Source organism: Priestia sp. TRM10 (assembly GCF_057808375.1).
In genome coordinates this window covers 687802-705432 of record NZ_JBJZOT010000013.1, presented here as the reverse complement: position 1 = coordinate 705432, position 17631 = coordinate 687802, and the positions used below count along the sequence as shown (strand labels likewise).

Annotated in this window: 17 protein-coding genes and 1 riboswitch; of the genes, 2 read left to right on the top strand and 15 right to left on the bottom strand. The window is 36.4% G+C overall.

Annotation, left to right across the window (positions count from 1 at the left end):
* Window positions 1–312 precede the first annotated feature (312 nt).
* Window positions 313–630, bottom strand: a complete 318-nt coding sequence (locus ACK3CR_RS14800; RefSeq protein ID WP_243512385.1) for a MazG-like family protein — start codon at window positions 628–630, stop codon at window positions 313–315.
* Between the two features lie 100 nt (window positions 631–730).
* Here ACK3CR_RS14800 and ACK3CR_RS14795 point away from each other — a divergent pair, with 100 nt between their 5' ends.
* Window positions 731–1312, top strand: coding sequence for an LOG family protein (locus ACK3CR_RS14795; protein WP_268585744.1), 582 nt, complete (start codon window positions 731–733; stop codon window positions 1310–1312).
* A 170-nt stretch (window positions 1313–1482) separates the two neighbouring features.
* Complete coding sequence (locus ACK3CR_RS14790) at window positions 1483–2046, top strand: hypothetical protein (RefSeq protein ID WP_488975662.1); 564 nt, start codon at window positions 1483–1485, stop codon at window positions 2044–2046.
* Between the two features lie 317 nt (window positions 2047–2363).
* On the opposite strand, the gene ACK3CR_RS14785 is transcribed toward ACK3CR_RS14790, so the two are convergent.
* The 14 genes from ACK3CR_RS14785 to ACK3CR_RS14720 form a co-directional block, all read right to left on the bottom strand.
* Window positions 2364–3491 (bottom strand): 5-methyltetrahydropteroyltriglutamate--homocysteine S-methyltransferase, encoded by a 1128-nt coding sequence (locus tag ACK3CR_RS14785; protein ID WP_328122940.1) that lies wholly within the window; start codon window positions 3489–3491, stop codon window positions 2364–2366.
* A gap of 81 nt (window positions 3492–3572) precedes the next feature.
* A riboswitch (SAM riboswitch) is annotated at window positions 3573–3673 on the bottom strand.
* 672 nt (window positions 3674–4345) lie between these two features.
* Window positions 4346–4957 carry an alpha/beta hydrolase gene (locus ACK3CR_RS14780; RefSeq protein WP_243512399.1) on the bottom strand — a complete coding sequence of 204 codons (612 nt, stop codon included), beginning with the start codon at window positions 4955–4957 and terminating at the stop codon, window positions 4346–4348.
* Window positions 4957–5901: a ring-cleaving dioxygenase gene (locus tag ACK3CR_RS14775; RefSeq protein ID WP_480380801.1), complete on the bottom strand. Its 945-nt coding sequence runs from the start codon at window positions 5899–5901 to the stop codon at window positions 4957–4959. The genes ACK3CR_RS14780 and ACK3CR_RS14775 overlap by 1 nt, the downstream gene beginning before the upstream one ends.
* Before the next feature lie 39 nt (window positions 5902–5940).
* A complete protein-coding gene (locus tag ACK3CR_RS14770; RefSeq protein ID WP_243512405.1) occupies window positions 5941–6549 on the bottom strand; it encodes a flavin reductase family protein in 609 nt (202 codons plus the stop codon).
* A 22-nt stretch (window positions 6550–6571) separates the two neighbouring features.
* The gene (locus tag ACK3CR_RS14765; protein ID WP_328122933.1) at window positions 6572–7510 is read right to left on the bottom strand and encodes a ring-cleaving dioxygenase; all 939 of its coding nucleotides are present in this window, start codon (window positions 7508–7510) and stop codon (window positions 6572–6574) included.
* Window positions 7511–7638: 128 nt separating this feature from the next.
* A complete protein-coding gene (locus ACK3CR_RS14760) occupies window positions 7639–8037 on the bottom strand; it encodes a DoxX family protein (protein ID WP_243512411.1) in 399 nt (132 codons plus the stop codon).
* A 61-nt stretch (window positions 8038–8098) separates the two neighbouring features.
* Window positions 8099–8521: a MarR family winged helix-turn-helix transcriptional regulator gene (locus tag ACK3CR_RS14755; protein WP_243512414.1), complete on the bottom strand. Its 423-nt coding sequence runs from the start codon at window positions 8519–8521 to the stop codon at window positions 8099–8101.
* A 339-nt stretch (window positions 8522–8860) separates the two neighbouring features.
* A complete protein-coding gene (locus ACK3CR_RS14750; protein WP_328122932.1) occupies window positions 8861–9307 on the bottom strand; it encodes a helix-turn-helix domain-containing protein in 447 nt (148 codons plus the stop codon).
* A 348-nt stretch (window positions 9308–9655) separates the two neighbouring features.
* Complete coding sequence (locus tag ACK3CR_RS14745) at window positions 9656–10636, bottom strand: aldo/keto reductase (protein ID WP_243512421.1); 981 nt, start codon at window positions 10634–10636, stop codon at window positions 9656–9658.
* Between the two features lie 175 nt (window positions 10637–10811).
* On the bottom strand, window positions 10812–12047 hold the full coding sequence (locus tag ACK3CR_RS14740; RefSeq protein ID WP_243512437.1) for an MFS transporter: 1236 nt from the start codon (window positions 12045–12047) through the stop codon (window positions 10812–10814).
* 419 nt (window positions 12048–12466) lie between these two features.
* Window positions 12467–12904 carry a type II 3-dehydroquinate dehydratase gene (gene aroQ / locus ACK3CR_RS14735; protein ID WP_328122928.1) on the bottom strand — a complete coding sequence of 146 codons (438 nt, stop codon included), beginning with the start codon at window positions 12902–12904 and terminating at the stop codon, window positions 12467–12469.
* 252 nt (window positions 12905–13156) lie between these two features.
* Entirely contained in the window at window positions 13157–13981 is an 825-nt protein-coding gene (locus ACK3CR_RS14730) for a sugar phosphate isomerase/epimerase family protein (RefSeq protein ID WP_268585728.1), read from the bottom strand.
* A gap of 38 nt (window positions 13982–14019) precedes the next feature.
* Window positions 14020–15777: a thiamine pyrophosphate-binding protein gene (locus tag ACK3CR_RS14725; protein WP_328122925.1), complete on the bottom strand. Its 1758-nt coding sequence runs from the start codon at window positions 15775–15777 to the stop codon at window positions 14020–14022.
* Window positions 15778–15954: 177 nt separating this feature from the next.
* Window positions 15955–17403, bottom strand: coding sequence for an aldehyde dehydrogenase family protein (locus tag ACK3CR_RS14720; RefSeq protein ID WP_328122923.1), 1449 nt, complete (start codon window positions 17401–17403; stop codon window positions 15955–15957).
* Window positions 17404–17631: the final 228 nt, after the last annotated feature.

Sequence of the window (17631 nt, the reverse complement as noted above, 5' to 3'; positions counted from 1 at the left end):
AATCTTACACCGAACAAAAATAATTAAGTTAATCGTAACATATAGAACTGAACATAGCAAATACAGGAAAGTAGATGAATCTTTAAAAGGGAGCCACATGGTTTCCTTTTTATTCAATATGATTATATTTAGTTGATTCTATTTTTTGTAAAGTGTATTTCTTGTTATGTATATTCTATGTCTTCCTAGTTAACCTAAGACATGTTCTAAATAGAACAATAAGACAAGGGATTCTAACTATACGCTCTCCCTTGTCTCACCCTATCTATACCTTTTCATTTATAATTTTGTTTACTATGTAACTATTAACGTTTAATTAGAGTATCGTTCTGAAAGTTTAGCCTTATGTGTTTTAAAAATTTCTTCTAGTGGGATATCATATTTATTAGCAATGACAATGAGGTTACCAAGTACATCTCCTAATTCCTCCGTTAATTCTTTTTTATGTTCCTCCCATGTTTCATCTCCTTCATCCGGTCTATCTCTTCCAATTTCTAAAGAGCGGATGGCTCGGGCTACTTCTCCCGTTTCCTCAGCTAAGAAGCCAATTCTAATAAAGATATCTAAATCTGACCATCCTCTCATTTGGTAGTACTCTTTTACCCATTCCTGAAACTCTGTCACATTCATTGAATCATTCCCCTCCCATTTTATGACTTCATCTAAGTTTAACAAATGATTCCTTATTATGTATAATCAATAACAGTGACTTACATAGGAGGAGATACTTTTGAAACGAATAGCTGTATTCTGCGGATCTAGTAATGGAGCAACCGATCTTTATATCAAAGAAGCCAAAAAATTAGGAGAAGAACTTGCTAGGCGGAACATTTCTCTTGTATACGGAGGAGCAAGTGTTGGGGTGATGGGAGCTATTGCAGATTCTGTATTAGAATCAGGTGGCCATGTTATTGGAGTCATGCCTGCTTTTCTTGAAGAACGAGAAATTGCTCATAAAAACGTATCAGAGCTTATTGTGGTAGAGTCGATGCATGAAAGAAAAGCAAAGATGGCCGAACTTGCAGATGGATTTATTGCATTACCAGGTGGACCAGGGACATTAGAAGAGTTTTTTGAGATTTTTACATGGGCTCAATTAGGATTACATCAAAAGCCATGTGGACTCTTAAACATTAATGAGTATTACACCCCTCTTGTCTCCTTATTTAATCACATGACAGAAGAACAATTCTTGCAAGAAAAATATCGGGCTATGGCTCTTGTAGATACGGAACCACAAGGTTTGCTCGATCAATTTAATACATATCAACCACCATCTGTTAAGACATACATTACAGAAGCTCAGAGTTAACTAGAAAACAGGATTAGACCATAACTAATCCTGTTCTAGATTCTTTACAATTAAACTTAACATCCTCTACATTATAAGAATAAAAAAACCTTATAATTCCTTCATAAACATTTATTTCTAATGTAAAATTATCTTTGTGATTTAAATATTGGATATAGAAAGGGAATTTTATGAAATCTTTTTTAAAAGCAACATGCACGGCATTTATACTTACAAGCTTAATGACAGCCTGTAGTGAAGAAAAAGAAACTGCTCAAGTTGAACCTTCAAAAGAAGTTGAACGTACTCTATCTCCTGAAGAGAAGCAACAGCAGTTAGAGATAGAGAGAGTAGAAAAGGGAATTCTTTTCTATGGAGAAGGTGCAAAAGGCGGAGATTATGGTGTTTCTGTTTTAGATGGAACATATGAAAAATCTAATGAAGGTTCAGGTATCATTAGGGCTCAAGTTGAAGTGAAGAATGTTCATGACGATGGTACAGCTGTTACTCTTTTACCCTTAGAATTTTGGGTAGAAAATGAGAAAACAAACCAAAAAGTTATAGGAAAAGCCAGTCCTAACGATACTGAGGAATTTACAAATCTCCCTCAAGGACAATCTATAGTTTTTGATGTTTCCTTTTCAATTAAAGATACAGAGGAATTAGAAAACTTCTATTTATACATAGATAGTAAAAATGATCCGTTTGCAAATGCTCATTGGAAACTCGATAATTTAGATTCCTCACAATCATAAATCGATGAATATGATCTGCGAATGCTAGTTAATATAAAATCTATTAAAGGAAGTAATAAAAGCGCCAACCTGCTCAGTAACATCAAGTCTGCGCTTTTATTTTCGTTTATATATACTTTTACGGACCAATTTTAAATTATACAAAGATCATCTTAAGTTGCTGCTGTTCCTTACTGATCACCCATCTTTTGTAGATGACTAGAATTAGTATATCGGATTTTTAGAGATTGCTTACAAGTGAATGGATGTTTTTGCACCAAAACCATTCGATTAAAAACCCCTCCTAAGTGACAGGAGAGGTTTTTAAAAATCACTCTTTAGTTATTTCCCCAAACATCTTGAGCAATTTTAATGACATGACTGATTTTATTCCATTGCTCTTCTTCTGTTAACTCGTTTCCTTCTTCAGTACTTGCAAATCCACATTGAGGACTTAATGATAAGTTTTCTAGAGGTATGTATTGGCTTGCCTCTTGAATTCTTTCTTTAATTGTTTCAGGATCTTCTAGTTTAGCAAATTTAGATGTTATTAATCCTAGTACAACAGTTTGGTCATTACGAGTAAAGTTTTTTAATGGTTCAAAATCACCTGAACGGTTGTCATCATATTCAAGGAAAAGTCCGTCTACCTTTAAGTTAGCAAAGATTGCATCCGAAATGTTATCGTAGCCGCCACTTGTTATATAAGTAGATCTGAAATTCCCACGGCAAATATGCATTGTGATTAGCATATCCTCAGGCTTCTTAGAAATAGCATCATTTAAACAGCTTACTCTTGTATCAATAATATCCTGTACATCCATGCCAAGCTTTTCAACAACTGCGTTTATGCGTTCCTCCGAAACAAAATCAATCCAGGAAGTATCATCTAATTGTAGATAACGGCATCCCGCATCATAAAAAGCTTGAATGGCTTTTTGATAAGCAGCTACTGTATCATTATAAAACTGCTCACGGTTCCCCCCATAATATGAATCCTCTTGAATTCTAGTGAATAACATGTTAGGGCTTGGAATGGAGAATTTAGCAACTTGGCTTCCATCACCATATTGTTCGACAGCTTCTTTTAAAAACGTGAAGTGTTCTAGCATATAATGATGATTGAAATTCACTTTACCAACTACTCTAATAGCCTTATTCTTTGTTTTTGCCCCTTTAAATTGACTGATATATTCCGTTTCAAACTCCTCTACACCTTCTAAACCTGATAAAAAGTCTAAATGCCACCAAGAGCGTCTAAATTCACCATCTGTAATGGATTTAAGGCCTGTCTCAATTTGTTTTTGGACAAGCTTTTCAATTTCTTTATCTTCTACAGCTTTTAAGGCATCCTTATCGATCTCTCCATTTGCGTAAGCTGTTCTTGCTTCTTTAAGAGGTGCTGTTCTTAAAAAACTGCCTACGTGATCTGCTTTAAATGGCGCTTTTACTAATGTCTTTGTCATAATTTCAATTCCTTCTTTCTTCCAAAATTAAAAAACCTCTTCTTAAAAATAAGAAGAGGGTAATTGTCATAATGTATGCTCTTCTTATCTTCAAGCAAATCGCTACTGGAATTGGCACAGTACTTTAATAGTCCGCTGCCGAGGTTTCCTAGGGCCAGTCCCTCCACCTCTCGAGATAAGAATATTCAATTTATTTAACTTAAAAATAGGTTACACCTGTTTTATTGCCTTGTCAAATAAAAATTTATTTCTCATTGATTTTAAGGTTGACTTTCATCTTATATTTAAATTCCTTTTATTCCCTGATAAATTCAATCATACTCTTCATTTGCCAAGATTAAATACAAGTACCAAAACTGTTTGAAGATATGAATAACAGATTAAAAATCTTTGCTTATTATGTATTCTACCCTCGGTGTAGTGTCCCTATCGTAGCAATTGAAAAAGATGGGTAGTTTTGAATAGATGAAGTATTCATTTAAAGTTAACATAACACGAATTATAAGTAGTTTGCTTTATTAAACCTAGAGATTACTTTTGTCAATGATAAATCCCCAAGTTTTAATTCATATAATCTTTATAATATTAAATGTTAGTTTACCAAAGGACGATTTATAACAACTGTAGAATAATACAAATTTAATTTATATAATGTTCGTTAACAGAAGCAATAAAAGCGCCAACCTGCTTAGTAACAACAAGTTTGCGCTTTTTATTTTCGTTTATATACCTTTCCAGTCAATCTGTTCTCCACACAGTTATTTAGGATATATAGCTTTATAAATTAGCTGATTAACTGTGAACACTTTGCTTCCATTTATCACAAGGTATAATGTCATGCCTACTCATTTACACTATTTCGACTGTATTTTTTGATACCACTGGCTTGCAGCTTCTACCTCTTCAATTGTTAGTTGGTGACCTTTATTCTCCCAATGAAGTTCTACATGTGCATTAGCCTTTTCTAATAAAGATTGAAGCTCATTCGATTCCATTGGCGAGCAAATCGGATCATTTGTCCCAGCAGCAATAAACACAAACTTACCTGATAAGTCCGGAAGATCAATCCCTTTTCTCGGTACCATAGGGTGATGAAGAATAGCACCCTTTAAAGCATTTTGGTAGTGAAATAATAAACTAGCTGCTATATTCGCTCCATTTGAGTAGCCAATGGCGATAATATTATCGCGATCAAAACTATATTTTTCTGCTGCCTCATCAAGAAATTCATTTAATTCTTTTGTTCGGAAAATAAGGTCTTCTTCATCAAATACCCCTTCAGCCAATCTTCTGAAGAATCGAGGCATTCCATTTTCTAATACATTTCCTCGAACACTTAAGACAGAAGCCTCATCATCAATTCTTCCTGCAATAGGCAACAAATCTAATTCATTTCCACCAGTACCATGTAGTAATAATAATGTTGGTTTTGTTGAATCTTTCCCTTTATTGAAAATATGCTTCATTATTTATCCCCCTCCAGAACACGAACCTCTACTTGTGGTAAGGTTTCTTCTAATTCTTCTCTTTTTGACTCTAACCAAGATGGCAACATCAGTTTTTTTCCAAGTTCATGGATAGGTTCATCCACTGAAAAACCTGGTGGATCAGTTGCTATTTCGAAGAGGATTCCTCCTTCTTCATGAAAATAAAGAGCTTTGAAGTAGTTTCGATCGAGAATTTCAGTTGGATAATATCCGTTTTCTAGAAGAAGTGATCTCCACCTTTGATGATCTTCCCCGTCAATAGCTCGCCATGCTATATGATGAACCGTTCCTGCTCCCATCAACCCTCGAACTGAAGGATTTAACCGGATGTCAATCGTATTCCCTATAGAACCTTCAGATTTAAATCTAAGAAATTCTTTTTCTTGTCCCATGCATTCTAATCCTAAAATATTTTCTAGTGCGTGAGTTGTTTTATGCGGCTGTGAAGAATACAAAACAGCACCACCAAACCCTTTAATCGCATAATCAGCTTGAACTCCTCCAAAGTTCCAAGTATTCGCCGGTCCCCCGTCTCGTTCTGTTAATTCAAGTTGGAGTCCATCAGGATCATTAAATTGTAGATATTTTTCACCAAAGCGAATAGAAGAAGTAAATTCGACTCTGAACTTCCGTAATCTATTCTCCCAAAATGAAAGCGAACCCTTTGGTATAACATAGTTAGTCACACCAACTTGACCCGTCCCAATTCGACCTTTTAGCTGTTTACCCCATGGAAAAAAAGTAATAACACTACCTGGTTGACCCGTTTCATTCCCAAAATACAGATGGTATACTTCCGGTCGATCAAAATTAATGGTTTTTTTAACAAGTCGTAACCCAAGGACGCCTGCATAAAAGTCGATATTTCGTTGAGCATCGTTTACCATTGCTGAGATATGATGGATACCTGCTGTTTTTTGCATTCTATCCTCTCCGTTTCATCCATGGGATTTTATAAAGACTTATTTAGGTCTTTTGACTTCAAAGATTCCACCAATTTTCGCATAATCATTTCCAGCTAACCGACTTACTGCAGCCAATCCATGAGGATCGATTCTTCCATTTTTATAGATATCCTGTTCAATATGAAATTGAACGACTTTTCCTATAATCAGATCGCATCCAGGGGAATCTGAACCTCCTAATTCTAAAGAATGCTCTAATGAACACTCCATTCGAATTTTCGCTTCCTTTACACCGGGTACCGGAATCTTTACACTCTCTATGGGAGTTAAATTTGCTAACTCAATCTCACTTTGATTAGCAGGAAGACTTGCAGCTGTTTTATTTATTTTCTCAACATTTTGTTCGTCAACAATATGCACAACAAATTGCTTAGACTCGATGATATTTCTCGCTGTATCCTTTTGTTTCCCCGCAGAGCGTTGAATAGATAGAGAAATCATAGGAGGGTTCGATGATACAATATTAAAGTAACTAAATGGGGCACCATTCAAAATACCGTCTTTTGAAATCGTAGTGACGAAAGCAATAGGTCTAGGTATAATGCTCCCTATTAGAAATTTATAAATTTCTCTTTCAGACATAGAACCTGGCTCAATTGAAAGCAAAGAAATCATCCCTTTCGTAACATTAGTCTAGTTCTCTTACGTCAAACGGCAGTAACACTTGTTCAATTTTCTCTCTCTGAGGCTCATATTGTAATGGAAGCATCAAATTTTCGCCCATTGTCTCTTGTGATTCATCATGAGCAAATCCTGGAGGATCCGTTGCAATTTCAAATAGGATTTCGCCATGTTCTTTAAAGTAAATCGCATTAAAATAATTTCTGTCTCGTACAGGTGTTACACCATATCCATTTGTTGCAATATATTCTTGCCAATCTAGTTGATCTTTATCGTCAATAGCTCGCCATGCAATATGGTGTACAGTACCGACACCCATTTGTCCACGTCCAATAGTAGTCGATTTAAGATCAATAATATTTCCTAGATCAGCTGTAGAACGGTAACGAGCGAAATCTCCTTCTTTACCGACTAATTCAAGACCCATTACCTTTTCTAATAATTCTGCTGTTTTATTAGGCTGAGTTGATAGTAAAGTTGCTCCCCCAAACCCTTTAATAGCGACTTCAGGTGTTACATCGCCAAAACTCCATGTATTGAGTTCGCCTTCTTCTCTTTCAACAATCTCCAAGTGAAGACCATGAGGGTCATCAAATTCTAAATATTGTTCTCCAAAGCGTTCCATTCTAGTAAACGCAACATTAAACTTTTCTAGTCTTTTTTCCCAGAATTCCATAGCACCTTTAGGAACTACATAAGAAGTGACGCCTACTTGACCCGCTCCTATCGTACCTTGGCGAGCACCTGCCCATGGAAAGAAAGTGATAATGGTTCCCGGCTTACCACCTTCATCTCCAAAATAAAGATGATACGTACCTGGGTCATCAAAATTGACGGTTTGCTTAACTAAACGTAAACCTAAAACACCTGCATAGAAATCGACATTCTCCTGTGGATGCCCTACGATTGCTGTAATGTGGTGAATACCCATTGTTTTTTTACTCATTTTTAACACTCCTTTGTTATATAAAATCTAGTTATTAAAACAACTTGATACTTTATTTTATACCGGCTTATAGGCTAAGAATCTAATAATGTTCATTTCAAACTCAAAAATCTCTACTTCCATATAATTTAGAATAAAAATACATCAAGAGCATATTGACCAGGACCTGTTAAAGCTACGCCTATCGCAACAACAAGTAAAGTTAGATTATATTCATACCCATTATCTGTTGCCCACAATCCATTTGGACCATGCACCTTTACAATAGCCATTACCATTGTGCCTGCAATGATAATTCCTGCAAGTGGAGTTAAAAGTCCTAATACAAACAAAATTCCTCCAATAAGTTCTGCTAATCCTGCAAAAAGAGCTATTTTTACTCCTGGCTTCATCCCAATGGATTCAAACCAACCTCCTGTACCTTTCAAACCATGACCGCCGAACCAACCAAATAATTTTTGAGCACCGTGGCCAACAAACAGTAAACCAATTACCAAACGAATGATCAGTAAACCAACATTTATCATGTCAAACCCTCCTAAATAATTTTTATCTCGAGTTCGAGATAATATACTAAAAAAATAATGCCTAAACTTTATCTTTTACTTTTTTCAAAAGATGGACCAGCGTTTCTGCTTCGTCAGGATTTAATGAAGCAAACATATCGTCAACTACCTTATGATGTTTCAGCATGGTTTCTTGCATTAATTCATTTCCATCATGTGTTAATGAAACATGTGTTACACGACGATCCTCTTGACAGGCGTTTCGACTTAATAAACCTTTTTGTTCTAGTTTATCGATAACATAGGTCATCGAACTACTTGAAACTAATATATAATCTCCAATTTGACGAATCGTTTGTTTCCCTTTTTGGTAAAGCACCTCCAAAACAGAGAACTCCATTATATTTAGCTTATTTTTCGACATCTCTTCCTTCATTCTCTCATGAACTGCTTTAGAGGTTTGCATTAATACCAAAAAGGGCAAATTCGTGCATCTCCGCTGCATTTGGCTCCCTCCTTTCAAAATAACTTTAATTAAATTATCTCAAATTAAAATATCTTGAATATGAGATAATTGTAATACTTATATTTTTTTCTGTCAACGTTTTTTGATAATAAATTTTTGATAAAAGTTCTGGCCGATTTTTATTGTTGTTTCTGATTAACAACTTGCTTATATCTATTCTTTTTCATGATGTAAAACCATCCCATAATCCTACATCTTGGATATTTTAAACTTACGATTTTATAGAAAAGGAGAGAACTAAATATGCTATACAAAGCGGGTTCACCTAATGCAGCTTATAGAAAAAAGACCTTGGTACTGTTTGACCAAGATCTTTTGTTATTGTGAATTAAAGCTTTTTTTGAAGCCTATAATTATGTGAAATATATGCTTCTTCAATTTTTTTGGAAAACAGACAATTAGAGTTCCTAAAATATTTAAAATTACAAAAAAGATAGATAAACCAAAGAGTAAATCAAGGAAAAAACCAAAAAATATGATTGCCATTCCTATATAAAACAAAATATTCGAAATATTTTCTCCTCTTTTATCAATCGTTTCCTCCATTTGCGAGGTTAAGAAATTAACCTTAATTAGTTTAACAACTGTTGTTTCATATATCTCACTTAACCTTAAAAGGTTTTGACTATTAGGATAACATTCGCTATTTTCCCACTTATAAACTGTTTCTTTAGATACATTCATTTTTTTAGCGAGATCCTCTCGAGACATATTTTTTGATTCTCTTAAATCCTGTAATCGCTCACCTAAATCCAATTCCATCATTCCTCCTGTAATACCACTTTATAACATCCATGCAAAATAATCTATAAGCAATTTAGGAGATGGGAACTTATGATTAACAGGATTAATAGGGTACATTTTATTTTTAGAAAGACATTGACTATATTTTAATGTTCTTATAAACCATACTTTTCCGGATAGATAAGGCGATAATCATTGTAGCCAAATACTCTATCAATAAATGCAAAGGCAGCTCTATTACATACTCTTAAACCTTCTTTTTTATTCAATCCGTTATACTCGTTTAGTACAATGAAAGAGGAGTTGCTGCAGCAACTCCTCTTTTTAAACTCTTGCCACTCATTCTTAAAAAAGAACTCAAATTAGCTTCTATGAATTTGCAACGATGTTTGAATCTTCAACATTAATCCACTGTTTTTCTTCTGAAGTCAATTGAATGTCTAGAGCTTGGATACTCGAGTTTAACTCCTCTATGTTTTGTGATCCTATCACAGCACAAGAAGGAAACGACTGATTTAGTACAAATGCCAAAGCAATATGATTGGCATTATATTTAGGTCCTTTTTGTTTAGCTAACTCGTTGGCTCTTCGTAAACGTTCCCAATTAGTGTCATTGTAGTAGACTCGAACGATATCTTTGTTTGATTTGTCCTCAGGTGAAAAGCGTCCTGTAAAAAATCCGCTTGCTTGAGAAGCCCATGAAAAAAGTGGGAAATTCCTTTTCTTATGCCATTTAAGATCAGTCTCGTCCACATATACAGTTCCTGGCCAACGAGGTTCGTTGATTTGGGCTAAACTAAACGATGGGCTATTTACAAGTAAACGATTATACCCTTTTTTATCAGCATATTTATTCGCTTCTTCGATACGTGCAGTTGACCAATTGGATACCCCAAATGATTTTATATGACCCCTATTTTTAAAATCTTGTAGCATATCCATAAGGATCTCCACTGGTACGGATGGATCATCACGATGAAGCAAGTACAAATCTATATAATCCGTTTTAAGTCTCTCAAGACTTATCATCAAATCATGCGTAATATCTTTAGGATTTACTCTTTTTTTTCGTCCATCATGAAGGCCATTTTCATTTACAAAATGATGACCACCTTTGCTAATAATGATTATATCTTTACGGTTCTGTCTTTCTTCTAGCCACATACCTAACGTAAGCTCAGCATTACCCTGGCCATAAAGATATGCTGTATCTATCGTGTTTCCTCCTTGTCCTACAAATGCGTCTAACATCTTAAACGAAAGAGTCCTACGGTCCGGTGAAAAGCTCGAAGTCCCTAAAATAAGTTGTGAGCACCCACGATCCATTCCTCCGATTTCTATATATTTCATTTTTGTTCACTCCTATTTTATCATTCGTTGGAGCATGAAAGTTTTACTTAACTAATTGATTGTAAAATCACAATAAGGTATGGATGCATCCTGAATTTTTAGCCATCTTTCGCTCATCTGATAAATTCAAATCACACTTGTCTTCTGACACGTCAATGATTCAAAAGATTGTCCTTTAAGACATTTTATCTATTATTTTTTCATCACCCTTGTTGAACGCTATTTCCCTATGTCCCTCAACTAACTTTCTATAACGGTAAAAAACAAATAACGCACACACTAAACCAATGACTGACAAAAATGCATCAAAAATAAAAATGAATTTAATATTACCACTTTTCGACATAAATCCTGTCACAAGTGGCATAACAACAGAGGCAAGTCCTCCTGCTGTAGCAAGAATTCCTGTCGCGGTTCCTTTCTTTTTCCAGAATAGTTCATTAATCGTTGCTATTGACAATTGGAAAATACCAGCAGTTGAAAACCCGACAAAAAAGGAAGCTACCGATACGATTTCAGGTGACCTAATTGTTAAAATAGTTACAATTGAAGTAAATGTAATGATGGGATAAATCACAAGGACTGTGACAGGACGCAGGAATTTTTTCAATAATACAGCTAGTGATAAAACAGATACGAACATCCCGACACTGTAATAGCTGAGTAATTTAATGGATTGAACTTCTGTCATTCCTAATACTTGCTGACCAAAAGACGGCAGCCAAATTTGAGCCACAGTAAATAGCCCGGTAGAAGTGAAGCCAATAACCACAAGGGCAAGCCCCTCTTTCTTAAAATTTGGTTCAGAGAGAAACTTGGTGCTTCCATTAGACTGGTCCATTTCAGGAGTTTGCACTGTACGATGATTTGGAAAAGGAACCGTAATCAAAAACAACATATTTAGCAAGTAAACAGCAGCGGGTATAAAAAAAGCATAGCCATAAAACATTCCCTTACTTGCAATGAACGAAATCATTAATGGCAAAAGTCCTGTGCCAACTGCCATAAAAGCTTTGACCATTACACTGGCAGATCCGGCCGACTTTGGAAAAATCTCAACTAAACCTGGATACGCGCCTGCATCAAGGGCTGAATTGGCGCATCCAGCCAATAGTGCAAGAGCAAATGCAATTTGATAGCTTGGAGCCAAGGGAATGCCTGCCAGAAAAATTCCTAATCCAAAAGCTCCAAAAATAACCAATGGCTTTCTGCCAAACTTATCTGATAGACGCCCTGATAACGCATAAGTAAGCAACTTTCCAATTCCAATTGCAGAAATAATATAACTAATCCCAGCGCTGTCCGTACTCCACTGACCCGTTAACGAAGTCATATTTGAAATCAGTATGATATTCACCATACCTAGTAAAAGATAACTTGTATACATGCTTAGTGCTGTCTTTATATACATTTCCAACAACCCCTATCTACCGGAAAAAGTTTTCGAAAAGACCGGTTAATTTAGATCATACAGGTATTTATACAATTGGAATCGTTAATACTTACAGGCTGAAACACGAATTACTTAAATCGACCTCATTGAAGTTAAAAAATAAAAGTGTTTTAGCGTCCTATCTTCTTAGGACTTTGTATAGGAAGTAATTCCTAAAAAACTAAGTGATTTTTGTAACCGCTATCAATTTGTTGATCTATTGTATTTATTTTTATAACATTTTCATTCTCTTATCCGTCGCTTTTCTTTCCTAGACTACCATTATTATACTAAATATTCAGATTTTTAATTAGATTGAATATCGTATACAAATTTCACCAGTTCCCAAACAAAGGAGGAACATGCCGATACTGATAGGCCGCCCCTCTATGATTAGACTACTTTATCGCTGCTACAGCTGCCCTTAAACCAAGAAGATAGCTTTCCACCCCAAATCCGCAAATTTGACCTTTTGCAATTTCAGCAAAAACCGAATGATGCCGAAACTCTTCTCTTGCGTGAATATTGGACATATGAATCTCAATAATTGGTGCAGTAAGAATTGCAAGCGCATCACGCAGCCCATAACTATAATGAGTCCATGCACCGGCATTGATGATAATGGCATCCTTATTCTCTAGAAAGGCTTGATGAATTCTTTCACACATCTCTCCTTCATGATTAGTCTGAAAACATTCTATTTCAACATCTAACTCATTCGCTAGTTCGTTTAGTTGCTCGTTGATCTGCTCAAGGGTGATTGTACCATATTGAACAGGGTCCCTTTTTCCAAACATATCATGATTAATTCCATGTAACATCAGAATTTTTTTCATATTATCTCCCCCTTTTTTTTTTATAGAATGGGCATTCCCATCCTTCTATAACAATAAGCAAATATCTTGCAAATACAAATAAACGTTATCTCCCCATTCAATATCATTTTTAGTTGATTTCACGTAATATTGTTCAATAGATTAAATTAATATTATATTTATAGAAACAATTTTCATCTTCAGCCTCATCACGTTTTTGTGAGGTGAGACCACGTTTTCAAAATTCATGTACATTTACTCGACCTGCGTTTACTAACGCTTCTGAAAAGAGTAAGCTTCGAAATACGCCTTTGCAGTCTGCAAGCAACGCCGCGCATGTTCCTCATATCCTAACTCTTGAGCGCGTTTATTATGCGGCAGCTCAATTGAGTAAGGAATCTCAGGAATACGCTCCACGATACTCGCGATATCAATACACCCCTCTCCTATGTACAAACGTTCCTCACGAAGAATCTTGATCATCTCTTCTTTTGATGCCGGAATTTTCGCAGGTGCATCGCAAAGATGGAGAAAACGGAACCATTCACGTGGTACTGCGTCCAAATCCTCAATCTTATCCCCTGCACGATGGAAATGATGGATATCGATCATAAGACCAGCATTTTCCTGATTTGCTGCACGTAGAACGTCAAGAGTTTCCGCAAGATTTGTCACACTTGCAATAGGAACATACTCTAATTCTATAGTTAGTCCGAACGGTTTAGCCAGCTCGCAAAGTTCAATAAAACGCTCCATATATAAATCGCGATCATTCGTCCAGATACTACTAAGAACATGGCGCCCGCCAAGTTCAGCCGCAACTTCCATAGCAGGTACATACTTCTTTGGATCAACGTCATCACAGATACGTGCTAGCTCAATGTCTAGAAGCTGTATGCCTGTTTCAGCAAGTGCCTCTTTCGTTTCCCGCATCATCTGTTTATTTTCAGCTAACGCATAGTTAGGCTCGCCAGGTAGACCCATATAAATGGGTCTAAGGCTGACGAAATCATAACCGGCTCTCGCGGCAAGGTAAGTCATCTCTGGTGGTGTGCAACCAAGTGTTGTAAGGTGGGCTAAGGAAAATCGATTTGTCATCTTCTTTTATCCCTCCAAGTGTAGAGTGTTTTTTAGATTTATACAGATACGTGATGAACCTTCTTATCCGGAGAATAAATATCCATTATATTCCAGTGTCCAGAGGTTGGAACAGGATTGTTTAACATAGCGACATCGATGACAACTGGTTTATTTGACTCAATGGCCCGTTGTAAAGCAGGTTTAAATTCTTCCGCTGCTTCAATTTTAATTCCTTCCACCCCATAAGCCTTTGCGATAGCTGCATAGTCAGGAGAGTAAGGGTTTCCATCTCTTTCAAACAACGTACCAAGAGTTGTTCCATAATGGGCTTTTTGCAATCCTGCAATCGTACCAAACGCATAATTATTCATGATAATCCACACAACTGGGATATTTTCTTCAGCCGCTGTTGCAAGTAAGGCAGGATTCTGTCCAAAACCGCCGTCGCCTACCAACGAAACAACTACTTTGTCCGGTTGAGCAATTTTTGCTCCTAGAGCCGCTGGAGCACCAAACCCCATTGTAGCGAAACCTCCAGGTGTTAAAATACTGCCTGCTTCATATATTGGAAACTGCTGTCCTACTCCATTTTTATTCCAGCCTACATCTGTTGTAATGTACGCATCTTTCGGAAGGACTTCGCGAACTTCTTCTAAGATGCGCTGAGGCTGCATTGGAAAAGAATTATCTGTAATAAATTTTTGATTACTTTTTTTGAATTCTTCTCGATAAGAAGCAATTTCTTGTTTAAGCTCCTCATTTTGTAATCCTTGTGGAACTAATTCTTTTGCCACACGATTTAGCACAGTTAACGCTTGTTTTAAATCTGCTACCGCTCCAATTTCTACTGGGTAGTTCCGGCCAATTTCGCTTGGATCAATGTCAATTTGAATCAATTTCGTAGGCGGGAAATTAAAGGTATATTCTGATTCCCATGAACTGCTATCCGCTTCAGCAAAACGAGTTCCTAAGGCAAAAATATAATCCGCTTCTTTACATTTATCATTAATAAACTTCGTTCCCCAGAAGCCTGTCATCCCTAATGTAAATGGATGGTCATCGGAAACAGCGCCTTTACCCATAAGAGAATGAGCAACTGGAATATTCAAATGGTCGACTAGTTCTCTCAGTTCCTGAGCTGCATCTGCTAGCAAAATCCCTCCACCAACATACAAGAGAGGATTTTGGGCATTTACAAGAGTTTCGATGATCTTTCTCGCTGTAACCTCATCAATTGAAGGCTTATTAAGCATTTTCGTATTATGGTTTAACTTCTCAAATAACGCCGGATCCACTTCTTTCGAGAAAATATCCATTGGTACTGATACTAAGACAGGACCCGGATTTCCGCTTTCCGCCAATTGAAAAGCCTTCTCCATAATTTCAGGAAATAAATCAGGACGATCTACACGCCATGCACGCTTAACAAACGGACGATAAATTTCATATTGTGAAGCATCAGCATGTAAGTTAACTTCCTGATGAGGATGTTTACCATAGTAGTGACTTGGAACATCTCCGGCGATCACGACCATTGGAATCGAATCTAAAGCTGCGTTAGCAACTCCTGTAGCAGCATTCGTTAAGCCAGGTCCTAAATGGCTTAATAAAACAGCCGCTTGTTTTTTTACTCTCGCATACCCATCAGCCATATGAGCAGATATTTGTTCATGTCTAACATTGACGAATTTGATTGAACTATTTTCCAAAGCTGTTAAAACCGCGATATTTGTATGTCCGCAAAGACCAAAGATATGTTCGACTCCTCTATCTTCTAAATACTTGACTAATTGATGAGAGATGAGATTGTTCATTGTTTTGGTTCCCCCTTAAAATTCATAATCATTTTTCCATGTTTTTCTGAAACAGCCTCTTCAAAGGCCTGTTTATACTCCGTGAAAGGAAGAATCATAGAAGCAATTAATTACTGACGCCCTTCATTATCCTTCCCCTACCCTTGTTAACGCTTACAACACACTACCTAATGTTTACTATTCGTTAATAGGAAGCTGTAATACTATCATTTTTGTTTCTGTCATATCCTCAATTGCGTAACGAGGACCTTCACGCCCGATTCCACTATTCTTCACACCGCCATAAGGCCAATGATCTAGTCTGAAATTTGACGTCCCATTAATCACGACACCACCAACTTCTAGTGAGTGGGCAACTTTATAAGCCAAATCCATTTTATTTGTAAACAGTCCTGTCTGGAGTCCAAAGGAGGAATCATTAGTCTCTGCAATGGCATCTTCAATAGTTTCGTAAGGAATAATACTTACTATCGGTCCAAACACTTCCTGACAAACGACTTTACTATGTTTAGGAGGATTTAATAAAATCGTTGGTTCTACTGTTGCACCATGTTGTTTGCCTCCGCATACAACAGTCGCTCCTAGCTGAACAGATTCATTGATCCAATTCATCACCCGTTTCGCTGCATTTTCATCAACTAAGCAGCCAACATCTGTATCTGGTAATGAAGGATCTCCAATTTTAAGTTTTAATACCTCTTCTTTTAACAGGTCCGTAAATGTTGGAATAATTGATTGATGTACATAAATTCGTTGGACAGAAATACAGCTTTGTCCTGAATTACTGAAACCTGTTCTTGCGCACAAAGTGGCAGCACGCTTTAAATCCGCATCTTCATGGACAATAGTAGAAGCGTTTCCACCAAGCTCAAGAAGTACTTTTTTCATATTAGCTAATTCACATATATTCCTAGCAGCCACTACCCCGCCTGTAAAAGAAATCACATTAATGCGGTCATCTTTTACAACTTGTTGTCCAATTTCCACTCCGCCAAGCACCATATTGATAGCGTTTTTAGGAAACCCAGCCTCTAATAATAACTTTAATAATTCAGTCGCGATCAGCGCTGTTTGAGGAGCCGGCTTCAAAATCACACTATTTCCTGCTGCAAATGCTGGGCCAACCTTATGGCAAACAAGATTTAGAGGAGCATTAAATGGTGTAATAGCAGCAACGACCCCAACAGGTACCCGAAAAGTAGAAGCAATCGCTTTTGTTCCTCTTTCAGAAGCATCACCAGGCAATGTTTCTCCTATTAAACGTTTCGCCTCTTCACCTGATAATTCTAATGTTTCAATAGAACGAGATACTTCATCAAGCGTGTTTTTTAAAGGTTTTCCTAATTCAAGAGAAATAAGTTCAGCAAATCTCTTTTTCTCTTGTTCTAGTAAGCTAGCTGCCCGCTTTAAAATTTTGGATCGTTCATGAGAAGGAATATTAGCAATTTGTTTTTTTGATGCGTAAGCAGAGGCCAAAGCATTCTCTACATCTTCCTGTGTTGCGAGTACTTGCTCACCAACTACGTCTCCGGAGTAAGGACTTTTAATTAAAACACTTTCACGATTTGTTTCAACCCATTTCCCGTTAATATAAGGATGTGCTTTTTTTACAGTCGTTTTTATCATCTTTTATCACCTATCTTTCTAAATGATAGTTTGTCAATTATTTTGGATTTAAATAAAAACAGTATAAACGCTTTCATTTTTGTTTTTTTTCGACAACTAATTACAGATAATTGATGGTCTCCCCTTTTTTGTTTATTTATACTCATCAAACTTCGCATCAAAATTCCACTGAGTGGAATTTGATTACACTGTATGAAACTTTAAAGTGATTGTATATCAATTTTTTTA

What these genes read in the sequence shown, in the direction of transcription:
- ACK3CR_RS14745 (WP_243512421.1), bottom strand. Translation starts at nt 10,636, where the DNA reads ATGAAATATATAGAAATCGGAGGAATGGATCGTGGGTGCTCACAACTT.
- ACK3CR_RS14760 (WP_243512411.1), bottom strand. Translation starts at nt 8,037, where the DNA reads ATGATAAATGTTGGTTTACTGATCATTCGTTTGGTAATTGGTTTACTG.
- ACK3CR_RS14800 (WP_243512385.1), bottom strand. Translation starts at nt 630, where the DNA reads ATGAATGTGACAGAGTTTCAGGAATGGGTAAAAGAGTACTACCAAATG.
- ACK3CR_RS14780 (WP_243512399.1), bottom strand. Translation starts at nt 4,957, where the DNA reads ATGAAGCATATTTTCAATAAAGGGAAAGATTCAACAAAACCAACATTA.
- ACK3CR_RS14740 (WP_243512437.1), bottom strand. Translation starts at nt 12,047, where the DNA reads ATGTATATAAAGACAGCACTAAGCATGTATACAAGTTATCTTTTACTA.
- ACK3CR_RS14720 (WP_328122923.1), bottom strand. Translation starts at nt 17,403, where the DNA reads ATGATAAAAACGACTGTAAAAAAAGCACATCCTTATATTAACGGGAAA.
- ACK3CR_RS14730 (WP_268585728.1), bottom strand. Translation starts at nt 13,981, where the DNA reads ATGACAAATCGATTTTCCTTAGCCCACCTTACAACACTTGGTTGCACA.
- ACK3CR_RS14725 (WP_328122925.1), bottom strand. Translation starts at nt 15,777, where the DNA reads ATGAACAATCTCATCTCTCATCAATTAGTCAAGTATTTAGAAGATAGA.
- ACK3CR_RS14790 (WP_488975662.1), top strand. Translation starts at nt 1,483, where the DNA reads ATGAAATCTTTTTTAAAAGCAACATGCACGGCATTTATACTTACAAGC.
- ACK3CR_RS14775 (WP_480380801.1), bottom strand. Translation starts at nt 5,901, where the DNA reads ATGCAAAAAACAGCAGGTATCCATCATATCTCAGCAATGGTAAACGAT.
- aroQ (WP_328122928.1), bottom strand. Translation starts at nt 12,904, where the DNA reads ATGAAAAAAATTCTGATGTTACATGGAATTAATCATGATATGTTTGGA.
- ACK3CR_RS14765 (WP_328122933.1), bottom strand. Translation starts at nt 7,510, where the DNA reads ATGAGTAAAAAAACAATGGGTATTCACCACATTACAGCAATCGTAGGG.
- ACK3CR_RS14750 (WP_328122932.1), bottom strand. Translation starts at nt 9,307, where the DNA reads ATGATGGAATTGGATTTAGGTGAGCGATTACAGGATTTAAGAGAATCA.
- ACK3CR_RS14785 (WP_328122940.1), bottom strand. Translation starts at nt 3,491, where the DNA reads ATGACAAAGACATTAGTAAAAGCGCCATTTAAAGCAGATCACGTAGGC.
- ACK3CR_RS14755 (WP_243512414.1), bottom strand. Translation starts at nt 8,521, where the DNA reads ATGCAGCGGAGATGCACGAATTTGCCCTTTTTGGTATTAATGCAAACC.